The 15,423-nt window shown below is 43.9% G+C and carries 14 protein-coding genes; 4 read left to right on the top strand and 10 right to left on the bottom strand.

The window, feature by feature from the left end:
- Position 1: 1 nt before the first annotated feature.
- Positions 2 to 1,222, bottom strand: coding sequence for a peptidoglycan DD-metalloendopeptidase family protein (locus AC4JOV_RS01495; protein WP_229936890.1), 1,221 nt, complete (start codon positions 1,220 to 1,222; stop codon positions 2 to 4).
- A gap of 165 nt (positions 1,223 to 1,387) precedes the next feature.
- Between AC4JOV_RS01495 and AC4JOV_RS01490 the strand changes: the two genes are divergently transcribed.
- From AC4JOV_RS01490 to AC4JOV_RS01480, 3 genes are all read left to right on the top strand, one after another.
- Positions 1,388 to 2,074 (top strand): plasminogen-binding N-terminal domain-containing protein, encoded by a 687-nt coding sequence (locus tag AC4JOV_RS01490; RefSeq protein ID WP_229936891.1) that lies wholly within the window; start codon positions 1,388 to 1,390, stop codon positions 2,072 to 2,074.
- Between the two features lie 73 nt (positions 2,075 to 2,147).
- The gene (locus AC4JOV_RS01485) at positions 2,148 to 3,539 is read left to right on the top strand and encodes an FAD-binding oxidoreductase (RefSeq protein WP_229936892.1); all 1,392 of its coding nucleotides are present in this window, start codon (positions 2,148 to 2,150) and stop codon (positions 3,537 to 3,539) included.
- Positions 3,540 to 3,870: 331 nt separating this feature from the next.
- Complete coding sequence (locus tag AC4JOV_RS01480) at positions 3,871 to 4,686, top strand: YihY family inner membrane protein (protein WP_229936893.1); 816 nt, start codon at positions 3,871 to 3,873, stop codon at positions 4,684 to 4,686.
- On the opposite strand, the gene AC4JOV_RS01475 is transcribed toward AC4JOV_RS01480, so the two are convergent.
- The 9 genes from AC4JOV_RS01475 to AC4JOV_RS01435 form a co-directional block, all read right to left on the bottom strand.
- Positions 4,683 to 5,948 carry a ComEC/Rec2 family competence protein gene (locus AC4JOV_RS01475; RefSeq protein WP_229936894.1) on the bottom strand — a complete coding sequence of 422 codons (1,266 nt, stop codon included), beginning with the start codon at positions 5,946 to 5,948 and terminating at the stop codon, positions 4,683 to 4,685. The genes AC4JOV_RS01480 and AC4JOV_RS01475 overlap by 4 nt on opposite strands.
- Before the next feature lie 35 nt (positions 5,949 to 5,983).
- On the bottom strand, positions 5,984 to 8,437 hold the full coding sequence (gene dnaB, locus AC4JOV_RS01470) for a replicative DNA helicase (protein WP_229938385.1): 2,454 nt from the start codon (positions 8,435 to 8,437) through the stop codon (positions 5,984 to 5,986).
- A gap of 87 nt (positions 8,438 to 8,524) precedes the next feature.
- Positions 8,525 to 8,881, bottom strand: a complete 357-nt coding sequence (locus AC4JOV_RS01465) for a four helix bundle protein (RefSeq protein ID WP_229936895.1) — start codon at positions 8,879 to 8,881, stop codon at positions 8,525 to 8,527.
- A 73-nt stretch (positions 8,882 to 8,954) separates the two neighbouring features.
- Positions 8,955 to 10,019: a flavodoxin-dependent (E)-4-hydroxy-3-methylbut-2-enyl-diphosphate synthase gene (gene ispG, locus AC4JOV_RS01460; protein WP_229936896.1), complete on the bottom strand. Its 1,065-nt coding sequence runs from the start codon at positions 10,017 to 10,019 to the stop codon at positions 8,955 to 8,957.
- Between the two features lie 72 nt (positions 10,020 to 10,091).
- Positions 10,092 to 10,448, bottom strand: coding sequence for a four helix bundle protein (locus AC4JOV_RS01455; RefSeq protein WP_229936897.1), 357 nt, complete (start codon positions 10,446 to 10,448; stop codon positions 10,092 to 10,094).
- A gap of 86 nt (positions 10,449 to 10,534) precedes the next feature.
- Positions 10,535 to 12,385 (bottom strand): primosomal protein N', encoded by a 1,851-nt coding sequence (locus AC4JOV_RS01450; RefSeq protein WP_256444094.1) that lies wholly within the window; start codon positions 12,383 to 12,385, stop codon positions 10,535 to 10,537.
- A gap of 1 nt (position 12,386) precedes the next feature.
- A complete protein-coding gene (locus AC4JOV_RS01445) occupies positions 12,387 to 12,869 on the bottom strand; it encodes a type II secretion system protein (RefSeq protein ID WP_229936899.1) in 483 nt (160 codons plus the stop codon).
- 46 nt (positions 12,870 to 12,915) lie between these two features.
- Positions 12,916 to 13,398: a type II secretion system protein gene (locus AC4JOV_RS01440; protein WP_229936900.1), complete on the bottom strand. Its 483-nt coding sequence runs from the start codon at positions 13,396 to 13,398 to the stop codon at positions 12,916 to 12,918.
- Between the two features lie 297 nt (positions 13,399 to 13,695).
- Positions 13,696 to 14,178, bottom strand: coding sequence for a prepilin-type N-terminal cleavage/methylation domain-containing protein (locus tag AC4JOV_RS01435; RefSeq protein ID WP_404820149.1), 483 nt, complete (start codon positions 14,176 to 14,178; stop codon positions 13,696 to 13,698).
- A 233-nt stretch (positions 14,179 to 14,411) separates the two neighbouring features.
- Between AC4JOV_RS01435 and AC4JOV_RS01430 the strand changes: the two genes are divergently transcribed.
- The gene (locus tag AC4JOV_RS01430; RefSeq protein WP_229936901.1) at positions 14,412 to 15,404 is read left to right on the top strand and encodes a GGDEF domain-containing protein; all 993 of its coding nucleotides are present in this window, start codon (positions 14,412 to 14,414) and stop codon (positions 15,402 to 15,404) included.
- Positions 15,405 to 15,423 lie beyond the last annotated feature (19 nt).

Genomic DNA, 15,423 nt, shown 5'->3' with positions numbered 1-15,423 from the left:
GTTATCCACCGATCCTCATATTTTGTCTGTCGGGTGCACTCCAGATATAAGAACTGCTGTTTGTATCGATCAGGTTGACCAGCTTCTCCTTACGTAGTTTGGCATCTTTGATCACGATCTTATTAAACTTCTTCTTGTTTAAAGAGGCCCGCTTGAGATGCTTCATAGGATCTACCCATCTTCCGCTCTTCTTAAGTCCAAAATGCAAATGCGGTCCCGTACTTCTACCGGTATTCCCTACATAGCCGATGATCTGCCCCTTTTTGACCTGTTGTCCTCTGCGTACATGGATACGACTCTGGTGTGCGTAGAGTGATTCATAACCTCTCGGGTGTCTGATCTTCACCACTTTACCGTATCCTCCCATCCATCCGGCATACGTTACCTTCCCGTCATAGACTGCCAACAGCGGGGTCCCGCGTCTTGCCCCAAAATCTGTTCCGTGGTGCGGACGATAGCGCTTCAGGATCGGATGCCATCTTCGGTAGGTAAACCTAGAGGTAATACGTATATGCCTGAGCGGCATACCGAGTCTTTTGGATCGATCCCTGAAAGGCACCAGGTGTATAAAATCTCCCTCTTTGGTAAAACTGGTACGGTTCGCTCCTTCAAGATGCCCGTCTCCGTCTTCATCCGCATAGATAAATTTCGTTTTACCCCTTGTGGTAAGCTTTACTACCTCTATATCCGGCATATCATACACTTCCCCCAGTCTGGTACGCTGCTTATAGTTAAACGCTAGCTGATCGCCTTTTGCCAAAGATCTTGTATCGATCGTATTTTTGAGCACCTGCCCTACTCTTTTGGCTACTTTTGGTTGATTGATCGTTTTAAGCGTATCGGTGTAAGGATTAGAATTGATCTCAACTTTTGCAAAATATTCACTCTCTTCATAGACTATCGGGATGATATCAAACCCATATTCATCGCTCTTGCCGTTTTTGTAAAGATGGATCTGCATCTCTTGGTTGATAGGTATCAGAGCCTGTATCAGCGTATTGTCTGCATCGATCAACTCGTAATACTCAGCATTACTCTGTATCTCTGTGAGGAATTTTTGGTCTTCCTTCGAGATTTGGTTCAAAAGGTTATTTGAAATATTATGTTCTTCCAAGTAGTTTGAAAAAGTCTGCCCTCTTTCCCAACTCTGCTGCGTCACTTTTGCTCCAAACAAAGAGGTCACTGCAAAAAGTATCATTACAATACTTTTAAAGAGTGACATTTGGCGCCTCAATGTGGTTCATTCTATTTCTTCTCATACTTTCTAAGCCTCCATTTATTCGGCATTATTATAACTGAAATTAGTTAAGGTCACTACGCATTGATTATGGAACTTTTACTCATTTATCTGTATAATCAAACTAATATTATCCACAAAAGGATCGCTATGCGTAAGTTCGCTCTTGTTACTCTGTTTTCTATACCGCTTTTTGCCAGTTTTTTCCCTTCTACCCTTCATACCACAGTAGAGAAGGTTGATCAGAAAGAGCTCAAGTTGAGCAAAGCTTTCCCACTCAATGGAATGAGCGGTGTCGTCATACACAGTTATGGGAAAAATGCCCAGGCTATTACAAGCTATGTCATTCAGACAAACCAAAACGGTTCTGCAAAATCACTCTCTCATAGTGTCATTGATCATGAACAACTGCCGACGATTAAAACACCGGTAAAAAGAGGAGATAAGGTGATAGGCGGATACATGTACCAAAATGTACTGCTCTTGGCACCTGATGCAGAGACCTATACAAAGATCACAAAAGAGTATCATAAGAACTGGATACATCCGGATCTTTATGCCCTTTTCCTCTCAACGGAAGGAGAGACGATACCAAGTAAAAAGAATCTTGCAGAATTTGCAAAAGCCTACCAGGTCGGACTTGTAGTTATCGTACGTAACGGTACAGCAGTACTGCTCGATCCTGTATCCCAAAAGATCATCAACCAAAAAAAGTTAGACAATTTACCTAAAAAAGGGCAATTCCCTTTCTTTTCACGCCTTGACAAGATAGAATCCGGTTGGTTTAACAGTGACGATAACAAAAAAGACTACTATAAAATGATGGATCAGCTCTAGAAGTAAAGAGATAGCCGCTCAGCGGTACACTATATGACTATTAAATCGTTTGATAGACTTAAAAAGGAGTTTTATGCTGGACGCAAAACATATCAAAACTTTTGAACAGATGCTAGGCAAAGAGAATGTCTACTCTGACAAAGCACACCTTATCGCGTATTCGTACGATGCCACACGTACGCGTTTTGAACCTGATGCAGTGGTATTCCCCCGCAATGAAGAGGATGTCAGCGATATCCTGGCTTACTGTAATGAACACGGGATCGTGATCACTCCGCGCGGTGCGGGTTCAGGATTTACCGGTGGGGCACTTCCGACAAACGGCGGGATCACCTTGGCTATGGAAAAACATATGAACAAGATCCTAGAGATCGATATGGAAAATATGGTTGCCGTTGTACAGCCGGGTGTGGTCAACATGGATCTTCAAAAAGCGGCTGAAGAGGTGGGACTCTTCTATCCGCCTGATCCTGCCAGCGAAGCCTACTCGACACTCGGTGGAAATGTAAGTGAAAATGCCGGCGGTATGCGTGCAGCCAAATACGGGATCACAAAAGACTATGTGATGGCACTACGTGCGGTACGTCCGAATGGAGATGTCATTCGGGCAGGGAAGCGTACGATCAAAGACGTGGCAGGGTACAACATCGCGGGTATCTTGATCGCCAGTGAAGGAACGTTGGCTGTCATCACAGAGATCACACTCAAGCTGATTCCTAAACCGAAATACACCAAAGCCTATATGGGTATCTTCCCTTCTGTCGAAGATGCAATGAACGCCGTATTCAAGTCACTGGCTGCAGGTGCAAACCCCGTAGCAATGGAGTTTATGGATGACCTGGTCGTACAGGCACTCAAAGAGAAACTCGGTATTGAATTGCCTGAAGATGCAGGCGGGCTGCTTATCGGTGATGTCGACGGGAACGTACCTGAAGAGGTAGCGTTTCAGCTGGCTACCCTTGAAAAATCCTTTAAAGAGAACGGTGCGCAGGATTTCATCGTGGCACATACTGCCGAGGAGAGAGACGAACTTTGGGTTGCCAGACGTAATGCTTCCCCTGTGATCACTATCTACGGCAACAAAAAACTGAATGAAGATATCTCTGTGCCGAGAAGTATGCTGCCCGAAGCCTTGAAACGTATCTATGAGATCGGTCATAAATACGGCTTCAAGGTCCCCTGTTTCGGTCATGCAGGAGACGGAAATATCCATGTCAACGTCATGGTAGAGGACGGAAATGATCCCAAACAGCTTGAAGAGGGGCATCACTGTATCCAGGAGATCTTCGAGTTGGTCGTAGAGATGGGCGGTACCCTCAGTGGTGAACACGGTATCGGTACAGCCAAAGCACCGTTTATGAATATCGCCTTCAATGAAGAGGAGATACAGCTCTTTAAAGATCTCAAAAATGCATTTGATCCGAACAATATCCTCAACCCGGGGAAAATGGCACTGCCGAATTAAAAAGGCGTTTGCCTTTTTAAAATGAAGAGTGAAGAATGCGCCCGAACGAAGTGACAAGTGCCCTTGGGGTGAAAAGTGATGAGTTGCGAGTTTTTAGTTTTATCGTTCGCCCTGAGCTTGTCGAAGGGTGAGAAGTGTTAAGTCAACATGAACAGGTATTGATTGAGGAGTAAAAAATGAATCACTTCATGACCAATAAAAGCATTATTTTACAATGCACCCCAAGGGCACTTCTTTCAGGGTGCCTGCCGACACTCCTCTCTTCACTGCTACTTGCTACCTGCTACTTGCTACCTCCTCACTATTCACTATTCATTAAAAGGGATCTCCCATGAGATCCCTTTTGCAACACTACTATATCTTCCTGCGGGACTTCTTTACAGACCTTTTTGATGACAAGATCGGCCACTACGCTTCCAGCCTCAGCTGGAGTACACTCTTTTCCATCATTCCTCTGCTGGTTATCATGCTGTGGTTCTTTACCACCATGCCGATCTTTGATACCGTCCATGCACAGATGAAAGAACTGATCTTTCGCAACCTCCTGCCCACAAACTCACAAGAGGTGATGAACTATATCAACACCTTTATGGAGAACTCCTACAAGCTTGGATATGTCGGCGTACTCTATGTCACCGTAGCGGCTATACTTTTCTTTAAGAACTATGACTATATCGTCAATGATATCTTCGGAGTAGATAACCGTGGTCTGTTCAGCGCGTTGAGAACCTACAGCCTGCTTCTGATCATAATACCTTTAATGATGGGTGCCTCATTCTACCTCTCGGCTACGATGCAGTTCTACCTGGACAGGTACAGCATTACCGACAGTATTCACATCATCTACTTTCTCCCTTTTCTGATCGTATGGATGGTCTTCTACCTCCTGTTCCAATTTTCTGCCAACACCAGGGTCACGCTCTCCTCTGCTGCCATCAGTTCTTTTATCACCTCACTTATATGGTACCTCTCAAAAAATGCATTTGTCTACTATGTTCTGCACAATAAAACCTATCTGAGTATCTACGGTTCGATCTCCACCCTTCTCTTCTTCTTTTTGTGGATCTATATCTCCTGGGCGATCTTTCTTCATGGACTCAAATTCTGTGATCTGCTCAACAAAGAGGTAGAGATCGAACATATCTAAAAAATAAAAAGATACCCACCATAAGAGAGTGCTGACACTACCAATAACATGAAGGCCGTCTTATACCTGATAGCTAGTAGTGCCAGAAAGAGATAGGCAAACAGCATCCCTATCGGTAAAAGATGCATTTCCGCATCAGCAGGGAGTTGAAACAATCCTAACAACAGTCCATCAAGTATCCCTCCGTATCCCAACAGATGCAGTACCATTACTATGGGGTAAAAAGGGATAAAAATCAATGATAACAGGGGAGAGAGCAGCTGATAAGAGGAGGTCACTGCAAATGTACTATGTACGATTGGCAGCATGAGAACAAAAACCCCCACAGGTATGATCAAAAATGTAAGAATATACTTATCGATATTTTGTGTATATTGTAACAACAGGAATATTGAAAAGACGCCTGAAACAGAGAACCAAAAGCCCAACGAGACCACCAGAGACGGAGAGAGTGCCAATACCACACCTACCACAGTGAAGAGAAATGAAAAACTGACCAGCTCCATCCCTAGTACCAATACTGTCCATCCCATTAAAAGCATCATATAAGATCGCACCAGAGAGGGAGGGAACCCTACAAACCAAAGATACCATGCCAAAACCAACAGGGTTGCCGCTCCCACATCAATCAGTATAAACCTGTAGGGGAAATACCTTTGCTGAAATACCCTGTATATCATTGCTGTGAGTCCATATATGATCCCCCAGAGAATTCCCAGATGAAAACCGCTTAGAGCGATAAGATGGCTCACACCCAATTTAGCGATCTGTTCTCTAAGATCAGTATGCAAAGGGGTAGCAAAAAAGATCGCATGATAAAATGAGGCAAGCGTTTCAGACTGATGCTGCACTGCTACTTTCTGCAGTAACCTCTCTTTCAACGTTTCTTGCAGAGGGAATACCTCTTTGATACGGGATTTGACAAAAAAGGTACCCAGGTAGCCTCTAAAACTGATCTTCTCATCAGGAAAGATCTGTAGTCTCAACCGTTTTTTTGCAAAAGAGTTCTGCGTATAGGAGGTCGTAATAAAATCTAATCCCTCATCTGTATGAAGCTTCAAAACCCTGTAGCTTTTTCCATGACGCTTTTTCACCTTCTCACTGATGACATCTGCATAGGTATAATAAAAGGGTTTTGCTATAAAAGATCGATACTCCTGGTAACTAAAAGCAAGTCGCAGGATAACGACAGACAAGAATCCCAGGAGCACCCAGGTCACGCTCTTTCTATCTGTAAAAAGCGGTGGTTTTTGCAGTTGCATTCTCTTCCCCCTTGGAATGCTTTACGATAGATTGATTAGATCGGCGGCAGTTCGATATTCCCTTCATTTGCCGGGATATCCCCCTCCTCATAGACCACTTCAAAGGCCGGAGAGTGGGACGCATCCACAAATCGCGTAAAACGTTTCTGGAAGACCAGATCTACCGTACCGGTAGGACCGTTCCTCTGTTTACCGATAATGATCTCAGCCTCCTCTTCAGACTTTTTCCTGAAGTCCGAACTGTACTCCTTGCCTTCCGCCTTGGCCTTCATCTCTTTCTCTTTCTCTTTGGCTTCCCGGTAGACATCGTCACGGTAGACAAAGAGAATGATATCCGCATCCTGTTCTATCGCTCCGGACTCACGGAGGTCTGAAAGCATCGGCCGCTTATTCTCCCTCGCTTCCAGTCCACGGTTGAGCTGAGAAAGCGCTACGATCGGTATCTGAAGTTCTCTGGCAAGCTGCTTTAGGCCTCTTGAGATCTCAGAGACCTCCTGCTGTCTTCCTTCCTTTCCATCACCGCTCATCAGCTGCAGGTAGTCGATGATCGCGATCGAGATCTCAGGGTGTCTGGACTTGAGCTTACGAAGCTTGCTTCTTACCTGATGGATCGTTGCATGCCCCCCGTCATCCACAAAAAGCTTCTTTTTGGAGATATCATCGGTAGCTGCCGAGAGCTGTGACCACTGTTCATCAGTCAGGTCACCTACTCTTAGCGACTGCAGCGGGATAGAGGTCTTCGCCGAGAGCATTCTCAGCATCAACTGCTCGGCAGGCATCTCGAGCGAGAAAAATGCCACCCCCTCGTCACGCTCGATCGCTTTGAGCGCCATATTGAGTACGAATGCCGTGTTGTGCGTCACTGTCATATCTTCTAACAAAAAAAGATGGTTGCCATCCAAGACAAAACCATAATAGTCATCCACTTTGTCAAATTCTACTTTGATCCCTGTATGACGATGGTCTCTGTTTGATGCCAACGCCCTTGCTTTTTTTCGCTCTATCCGTGTAGGTATCGTTTCTAAATTCCCTACGATACGCACCCGAAAAACGTCACTCTCATAGTCTGTTGATTTGATAGTCGCTTTTTTCTTTACCAAAGAGACCCTAAACCCAAGCGAATCTGCCAAAAACTTTATCTGCTGGGCAAGGGCTTGATTTTTTTGAACGATCTCCATCACATGATACCTATCATCATAATAGCCGTCACTATCTATCAAGCCTGCAAGCAATGCCGCTCTTTGTCCTTTACTACCCGTAAGATAGTCATGGGGGATATGTTTATTACCTATCACGCCCAGTTTTCTGAGCTTTCCTTGCAGTGAATGGCTTAGATCACGCAAAGCACCCTCTTTTTGTATATTCGTAATACCAAACATGGTACATTTACCATCTACCTCATAGCGATGAAGTTTTTTATCCAATCTAAAAGCATACTCCTGCAGATACTCTACCACCTCATCATCTTCGGTAGCAATACGCACATCAGAGCTTCTGCCATCCCCCAGCCATAAACCTAAGAAATAGGGTTCGATCTCCAAAGGTTTTTCATTAAACTCTACTCCGACTTTATAGCCTTTGTAGTTTGTTTTGAACTTGTCACTCTTTTCAATATAGTCTGCAACTTTGATATTCAGCACATCTCCATGTTTATGTCTGCCGTCATTACGTGAACGTTTCAAAGAGAGTATATGAGATTTATTGACGCGATAATCTACCCCTTTGTTCTGCCTGACCCAATACATCTCTTCCCGTCCACGTGCCAGGGAAAGGACATTACGAGGCGTAGAATCATCTCCCATCAGCTTATCCCCAACCACAACATCTTCTACATTTTTCAATGAACCATCATACATAAGCACTTTTGTGCCTTTTCCCAGACATTTACCCATCGCAGGACGTGCCGCTACGATGACAAGGTCCCCTTTTCCGAAGCCTGAAGTTTTGTCATTGAGGTTTTGAAACCCGGTATCTGTACCGATCAGCTTGGAGTTTCCCATCGCTTTAAGGCGGTTGATCTCTTCGAGCATTGCCAGTGTGATCTCATTGGATTCACGGAAATCCTCGTTACTGCTGTCCTGTGTGATCTCATAGAGCTTTTTCTCTACAAGGTTCATCACTTCAGAGGCAGGGAGATCATCCTCTATCGTGGTCTTTCTGATCTCCGTAGCAAGCGTTGCCAGTGCACGCTTGCTGGACTTTGCCTTGATCTCAGCCAGATAGGCTGCAGTGTTTGATATCGGGTTGACGGAAAGCAGATCAAGCATCGCTACTTCATCGAACTTCCCTTTGCTCTTCAGTTTGTTCTTCAGAAACTCTTCATCGATCGGCTTCTCTTCATGCGAGAGCTCTTCCATCGCGGCAAAAACGTGTTGATGGAAAGGAAGGTAAAAGTCATGCGACTTGAGCTTGGAGGCTATCTCTTCATAGATCTCAGGATCGAAGATGATTGCCGAGAGAACGGCACGCTCAATGTTCAAGTTGTACATGTTTTCCATCAAAATCCTTTTGATGGAAAAAGTGAAAAGTGAAGAGTGAAGAGTGAAGAGTGCTGGAAAACAAACTTCGTTTGTATTTTATTTTTCATAGTTATTCTCTTTTGCAGTTTTTATACTTGATGCCAAAATCCGGATGAGCCCCTCTATATCATCCAATAGACTTATAGCACTTTTTTCTTGAAGGTAGTTACAATCTTTTAAAAGACGCAGCCAATATTTGGTCTCATTTCCTTCTTTGGCGGCTATTGAAAGCTTATTGATAAAATCCGATTTCGATTGTGCATATTTCGCCTCTGCGATCAATGCACCCACAGCTGTACCCGAACGAATGAGCTGTTTACTTAGAACAAACTCCTTCTTATCATCTTGCAAATACTGTGTACACTTCACGATACGAATCGAAAAAGCATAGCTTTTCTCTTCCAATATACTCATTTATTTCCTGATTTAAAAAAAGCTTTTCTTTTGAAAAGCATACCAAAACTCTTCACTCTTAGTTCTTAATTCTTCACTTCGAAGCGTTTGAGGCAAACGCCTCAACCTCCTCTACGAATCTATCGACCAGTTCATTCTCAGGAAGGCGTGCCACCACCTCACCTTTTACCATAATGAGTCCAGAACCTTTTCCGTAGGCGATTGCTACATCCGCATGCTTCGCTTCTCCGATAGCATTGACCACGCACCCCATCACAGAGACATCCATCGGGGTTTTGATATGTGCCGTACGCTTCTCTACCTCAGCCACTGCCGAGACAAGATCCGCCTCTATACGTCCGCATGTCGGGCAGGAGATAATGTTGAGTCCCTCCTGTACCCTTCCGCTGTCTTTGAGGATCGCTTTCCCAACCTTGATCTCCTCTTCAAGCTCACCGGTGATAGAGACACGCATCGTATCTCCTATCCCGTCAAGCAGCAAGGCCCCCAGTCCGATAGCAGACTTGACCGTAGCATGGAATATCGTACCGGCTTCCGTTACGCCAAGATGAAACGGATAGTTGTTCTTGGGACGCAGCATCCGGTAGGCCTCTACAGTACGGTCTACATCGCTGGCTTTGAGCGACACCTTGATATCCGAAAAGCCGAGATCTTCAAGAAACTTGATATTATACTCCGCACTCGCCACCATCCCTTCGGCTGTCACTCCGTACCGGTCTTCAAACTCTTTTTCCAGACTTCCAGCATTGACCCCCACACGGATCGGAAGGCTTCTCTCCTGACACGCTTTTACGATCTCTTTGATACGGTTTTTCTCACCGATATTTCCGGGGTTGAAACGGATACAATCCACCCATTTGGCTGCTTCAAGTGCCAGTCTGTAGTCAAAGTGGATATCAGCGATCAACGGCAGGGAGATACGCTTCTTGATCTCCTCAAGCGCCAGGGCATCCTCCATCTTAGGTACCGCTACACGTACTATATCTGCACCTGCAAAGTGAAGCCTGTTGATCTGTTCTACGGTTGCTTCCACATTATGCGTATCACTATAGGTCATCGACTGTACCGAGATAGGGGCATCTCCCCCTATGGCTACATCACCGACATAGATCTTCTTTGTAGGAAATCTCTCTTTCATAGAGTCTCCTTCAAAAATGAAGAGTGAAGAGTGAAGAGTGAAGAGTGCTGGAAAACAAACTTCGTTTGTATTTTATTTTTCATAGTTATTCTCTTTTGCAGTTTTTATACTTGATGCCAAAATCCGGATAAGACTCTTTATATCATCCAATAGACTTATAGCACTTTTTTCTTGAAGATAGTTACAATCTTTTAAAAGACGCAGCCAATACTTGGTCTCATTTGCTTCTTTAGCCGCTATTGAAAGCTTACTGATAAAATCCGATTTCGATTGTGCATATTTCGCCTCTGCGATCAATGCCCCAACAGCAGTACCCGAGCGAATAAGCTGTTTACTTAGTACAAACTCTTTTTTTTCATCTTGTAAATACTGTGTACACTTTACAATACGAATCGAAAAAGCATAGCTTTTCTCTTCCAATATACTCATTTATTTCCTAATTTAAAAAAGCTTTTCAAAAGAAAAGCATACCAAAACTCTTCACTCTTCACTCTTAATTCTTCACTTCGAATTTTCTAAGAAAATTCGACCGGGTCCATATCGATCTCAATCTCCCTGCAATCTACCGCATGGAGGGCCTTAAGAAGCGGTACCCTGCTCTTCGCTCTAAGCAGGATATTAAACCTGTATTTATTGGCGATCTTCTCGACAGGTGCTTTCCCCTGTCCTACGATCTCGACCGCTTCAAAGGATTTGAGTCTGGCAACGGTATCCAGTGTGATCTTCGCTGCTTTGTTCTCATCCTTGTGTGCGATCAGTATCCGCGCGAGCGAGGCAAAAGGGGGATACTCCATCATCTCCAGGAAGGAGAGCTCCTCTTTGATAAAGGACTCATAGTCCCCCAGACAGCTTTTGAAAAAATCCGGATCCCCTGTCTGTACGATCACCTCTGCCGCCTTGGCACGTCCGCTTCGACCGGCGATCTGGAAGAAAAGGCTCATCGCCCGTTCCCTGGCACGATAGTCAGCCAGTCCCAGGATATGATCAAGCCCCATGATCACAGAGAGTGTGATATCGGCATAGTCATGCCCCTTGGAGAGCATCTGTGTTCCCAAAAGCAGGTCACTCTCTTTTTTCTCAAAGCGCTGCAATGCCTGTTTGAGCTTGTTTGCTGTAGTGATACTGTCTTTATCAAACTTCTCTACCCTGATTCCCTCTATCTCCTCTTCGATCACCTCTATGGCTTCCTGTGTACCCATACGCTCGCTTCGCAAGGGTGCATGTCCGCAGTAACTGCAGCTCTCCCTGATCGCTTCAGTATAGTTACAGTAGTGGCACTTCATGTGCTTATGGTTGCGGTGCAGTGCCATACCTACAGAACAGTAGGGACAGAGGTGGGTCTTCCCGCAGTTTTCACAGTAGAGGTATTTGAAGTTTCCGCGTGTCGGCAAAAAAAGCAGAGACTGTTCACCCCTCCGGTAGTTTTGGCTGAGTGCTTTCAAGATCGGTGTACTGATCGTATCCCCTGAGATAAAGCTATAACGTTTGCTTGTCTGAATAAAAGGTTGATCCAGCTTGACCATATCATATTTCGTATAGGAGGTCATACTCGGTGTTGCAGAGGCCAGCAGTACTTTGGCCCCAAGTTTCTGTCCCATAAGTACAGCCACATCCCTGGCATGATAGCGCGGCCTTGTCATCGCCTTGTAGCTGTCATCATGCTCTTCATCCACGATGATCAACCCCAGGTTCTTTAAAGGTACAAAAAGGGCAGAGCGTGCCCCCGCTACGATACGTATCTCTCCGCTGTAGATCCCATCCAGGATAGACTCTTTTTTCTTTTTGGTCAGCTTGGAGTGCCACATAGCGACACGCTCTCCGAAATACTTTTTCAGACGCTTCTCCATCTGGGGGGTGAGGGAGATCTCCGGCATCAAAAAGATCGTGCTTTTCCCCTCTTCAAGCATCTTGGCCATCAGGGAGATAAAGATCTCCGTCTTTCCTGCTCCCGTCACGCCAAAGAGGAGTGCCCGCTCTTTATGAAGGAGTTTATCGTAGGCTGACTGCTGCACCTCTGTTAACTGAGGCACGACAACTTCGCCATCCTGAACCGTGGATTCCGGGTCAAGCCCGGAATGACGACGGTACGGAACAAAAAGAGATATCGCCTCCCCAAAAGTGGAGAAGTAGTACTCTGAGATGAATTTTGCGATATCGATTTGTGCAGGGGGGTAAAATTTTTCGGAAACGGCTTCTATCGCTGCCGTTTCAAAAGAGGGTCTGTCGACCTCTTTTACGATCACAGCCTCTTTCACTCTTGTCTGTAAAGGTACACTGACAATGGAACCTATAGTAATTTGCCGGAGATAATGATAGGTCAAGCTTGGAGCACTTGACCCTAAAAGAGAAACCTGATAGAAATACAACTTATTGTGTGAGTAGTTTACAGTTATCTAAACTAGGTTTCTTACAGTCAAACCTACTGTTATTGGTCACATTAAAGTCTACACTTCCGCTTACCGGCATCTTATAGGTATAGTTTATCTTATCCGCAGTGTACCAGCAACCTCGCGCATCACTGTTTTTACATGAAGTCAACGAATACATCAATACCGGGTCTGATGTATCATCATTAAACGCATCAAAGATAGGTTTATCGTATCCTATATCAGAACTTAACTTTTTAATCCCTGTCCCTATATCTCCGCTCATGATCTGCTTTTGCCGTTTCGTTGCCACACTGTTTCTGACTGCAGCCACGGTATTTTTCGCCTTTGCTATCTCCGCATCACTTCTTGTCACTGCAAGTTTCGGTATCGCGATCGCTGCCAGGATCCCGATCACAACGATCACAAATATAAGCTCTATCATTGAAAATGCTTTTCTACTTCTTGATAAACTGTTCATCATCCATTCCATTCTTTTAAAGTTATTATATCATACTTCAATAGCTCTTTTAAAGTTTATAGCTATTTGTCCCGCCGGCTGTCTCAATACCGTTTAAATTTCTTATAATTTCTGCAGCTGTCACGGCTGCCGGTGCATTAGAAGGATCCAGGTCTCTCACTGTCAGATTATACTCCGTACCAACAACCCCGCCTTTTAACTCTACAAGATTTTCTCCATCGCATATATATACAATACCATTTTTCACAAGAGTCCCACTCACACTTGAGATGCCATTACCCGATACTGCACCCGTACGAATATTCGTGATCTCATCAATCGGCATTACGTCAAATGTATGGTAATTCACCGTCAAATACTTTTGACTGATCTCTGAGATCAGTTGCTGTACTTCCTGTGTACATACAGCCGCGGTCGCATCATCTCTCTGTGTGAGGTATCGGGGGATCGCAACGATGGACAAAATCCCCAATACAACTATTATAAAAATGAGCTCCACCAACGTAAATGCCTTTTTATGCATAATCTGCATGACAACTCTCCTTTGACTCCCCTCTTTTTTATCATAGCATTCTTTATATTAATAAACATATACTTTACTTGTACCTTCATTATACGGATACCTATCTTAACAATCAATCTATAATAAATTATTATTTTCTTATCATCTCTATACTGCAAGATAAAATGAAAAAAATATTTGATAAAGTAAATTATAAAATGTGGAAATGTGAAAAATATATGAAAAGTAAATTATAAAATGTGGAAATGTGAAAAAACTACCCCACCTTTTTCAAAAGGTGGGTATAGTTAAGAAAGTAGATACCTCTTAGAGAGAGAAAGTTTTTGATGTCTCCCCATTCAACATATTCTTTGTTATGTCAGTAATAGCCTGATTTGCTGCAGGAGGATTACCATCAGCTGTTCCCTCAGCAGTCACTGTCAAGTTATAATCGTTACCTGCTGAAGTACCTGCGAATGTTACGATAAGTGTACCATCACATTCATATCCAACACCGTCACCATCTACAGTTCCATCTACAATCCCGTTTTCTCCAGCATTGATTGATCCTGCAGTATAGATGTTTGTCATATCACTTGCATTTTTAGTTATAAAATCTGAATAACCCAACTTTGTATATGTTGCAGAAACCTCAGAGAGGAACTGACCTACTTCATGTACACATGTCGCTGCTGATGCATCATCTCTTGTAGCCGCCAATTTAGGGATAGCTACTGCCGCCAAAATACCAATAATTACAATTACAAAGATCAATTCGATCATTGTGAAACCACGTCTCATGTTTGCCATGATTAACTCCTGATAAAAAATAGTACCGATTCAATAACCGGCCTGTTGATATTTTATAGTTTTAATCCTTTAAAAAATATAAAAATTATTATGATTTCCTATAAAAACATTTTTATAAAGTATGGATATCTCATCGATGAAACGCTTCAAAGATACAACTATGTTTTTTAACCATAGAATAGATACAATATATCACAAATCCCGAAATAACAGAGAAGAAAGGGGAATGGATCATGTATCACAGAAAAGAGTGGAAATCCCTTAGAATCACACTTTTGCTCTATATCGTTGTTGGACTCATCCCTATCGCATTTTATCTCTTTCACAGCGCTTTCAAGGAGTTGGAGGGTGACACCAGGGTCGTTCATAAAACTGCCTGGATGGAAGGGGTACTGGCTTCTAGCGCTTTCGATCCAGATCCTGTGCTTGTCAAAGAGATCGATCAGAGCTTTCAATCGATCAAAGGGTGGGTCAGCAGACATCAAAACTCACACTTTTACCTCGGGGGACAGACACTCCAGAAAGATTTTGATGATGCACAAAGATGCTGGGAGCAGCATAAAGAGTTTATCCAACACTCCACGGCGACAAGTCAGGTGATGGAACGCCATACCGTCCGGTGCCATGAGTCTATAGAAAAACTTACACTGATCATTGAAAACATGGTTTATCTCAAACAGAAAAGCATGGTCAATATGTTCTACTGGAACCTCTCTTTGGCGATGTTCTTTGCACTGCTTTTGATCTATTTTGTCAGAGTCTACATCCATCTGCAGATGAAAAAACATGCGATCCATGATGAGGAGACGGGCCTCTTCAACCGCAAATATTTCAATGCAGAGCTCCATACGCTCTGTGCCCGTGCCGTAAGACATGGCTATCCGCTTACACTGCTTGTGATCTCTTTGGATGGGTATCACAGCAAAGCTTACAACAAGAGAACAACAAAGAGGCTCATGAGAGAGATCGGTGAAGTTTTCTCTATGACTGCCAGAGAGAGTGATGTTGCCTGCCGGTATAGTGAAAACAAGTTTGCCATACTGATGCCATTCACGACAGATGAAAACGGACATATCTTTGAAGCACGTATCCACCAGGCATTAGCTGGGAAAAAGATCAATCATGTAGAACCGAAGATCTCAGTGCACTATAGAACGACACAATATGATGGGAAAGAGTCGGATCAAGCGTTTCTCAAAAGAGCGTTAAGCAAAATAGAAGCATAAGAAGTCGTCTCACTTCTTC

It is taken from the genome of Sulfurovum sp. MH2-6, assembly GCF_058374785.1.
The sequence above is the reverse complement of the archived record's forward strand: the minus strand, read 5'-3'. Positions and strand labels throughout refer to the sequence as shown.

Coding starts and splice junctions, on each gene's coding strand:
- ispG (WP_229936896.1), bottom strand. CDS start 10,019: ATGAAAGAGAGATTTCCTACAAAGAAGATCTATGTCGGTGATGTAGCC.
- AC4JOV_RS01495 (WP_229936890.1), bottom strand. CDS start 1,222: ATGTCACTCTTTAAAAGTATTGTAATGATACTTTTTGCAGTGACCTCT.
- AC4JOV_RS01445 (WP_229936899.1), bottom strand. CDS start 12,869: ATGATGAACAGTTTATCAAGAAGTAGAAAAGCATTTTCAATGATAGAG.
- AC4JOV_RS01490 (WP_229936891.1), top strand. CDS start 1,388: ATGCGTAAGTTCGCTCTTGTTACTCTGTTTTCTATACCGCTTTTTGCC.
- AC4JOV_RS01430 (WP_229936901.1), top strand. CDS start 14,412: ATGTATCACAGAAAAGAGTGGAAATCCCTTAGAATCACACTTTTGCTC.
- AC4JOV_RS01435 (WP_404820149.1), bottom strand. CDS start 14,178: ATGGCAAACATGAGACGTGGTTTCACAATGATCGAATTGATCTTTGTA.
- AC4JOV_RS01440 (WP_229936900.1), bottom strand. CDS start 13,398: ATGCAGATTATGCATAAAAAGGCATTTACGTTGGTGGAGCTCATTTTT.
- AC4JOV_RS01465 (WP_229936895.1), bottom strand. CDS start 8,881: ATGAGTATATTGGAAGAGAAAAGCTATGCTTTTTCGATTCGTATCGTG.
- dnaB (WP_229938385.1), bottom strand. CDS start 8,437: ATGTACAACTTGAACATTGAGCGTGCCGTTCTCTCGGCAATCATCTTC.
- AC4JOV_RS01475 (WP_229936894.1), bottom strand. CDS start 5,948: ATGCAACTGCAAAAACCACCGCTTTTTACAGATAGAAAGAGCGTGACC.
- AC4JOV_RS01480 (WP_229936893.1), top strand. CDS start 3,871: ATGAGATCCCTTTTGCAACACTACTATATCTTCCTGCGGGACTTCTTT.
- AC4JOV_RS01455 (WP_229936897.1), bottom strand. CDS start 10,448: ATGAGTATATTGGAAGAGAAAAGCTATGCTTTTTCGATTCGTATTGTA.
- AC4JOV_RS01485 (WP_229936892.1), top strand. CDS start 2,148: ATGCTGGACGCAAAACATATCAAAACTTTTGAACAGATGCTAGGCAAA.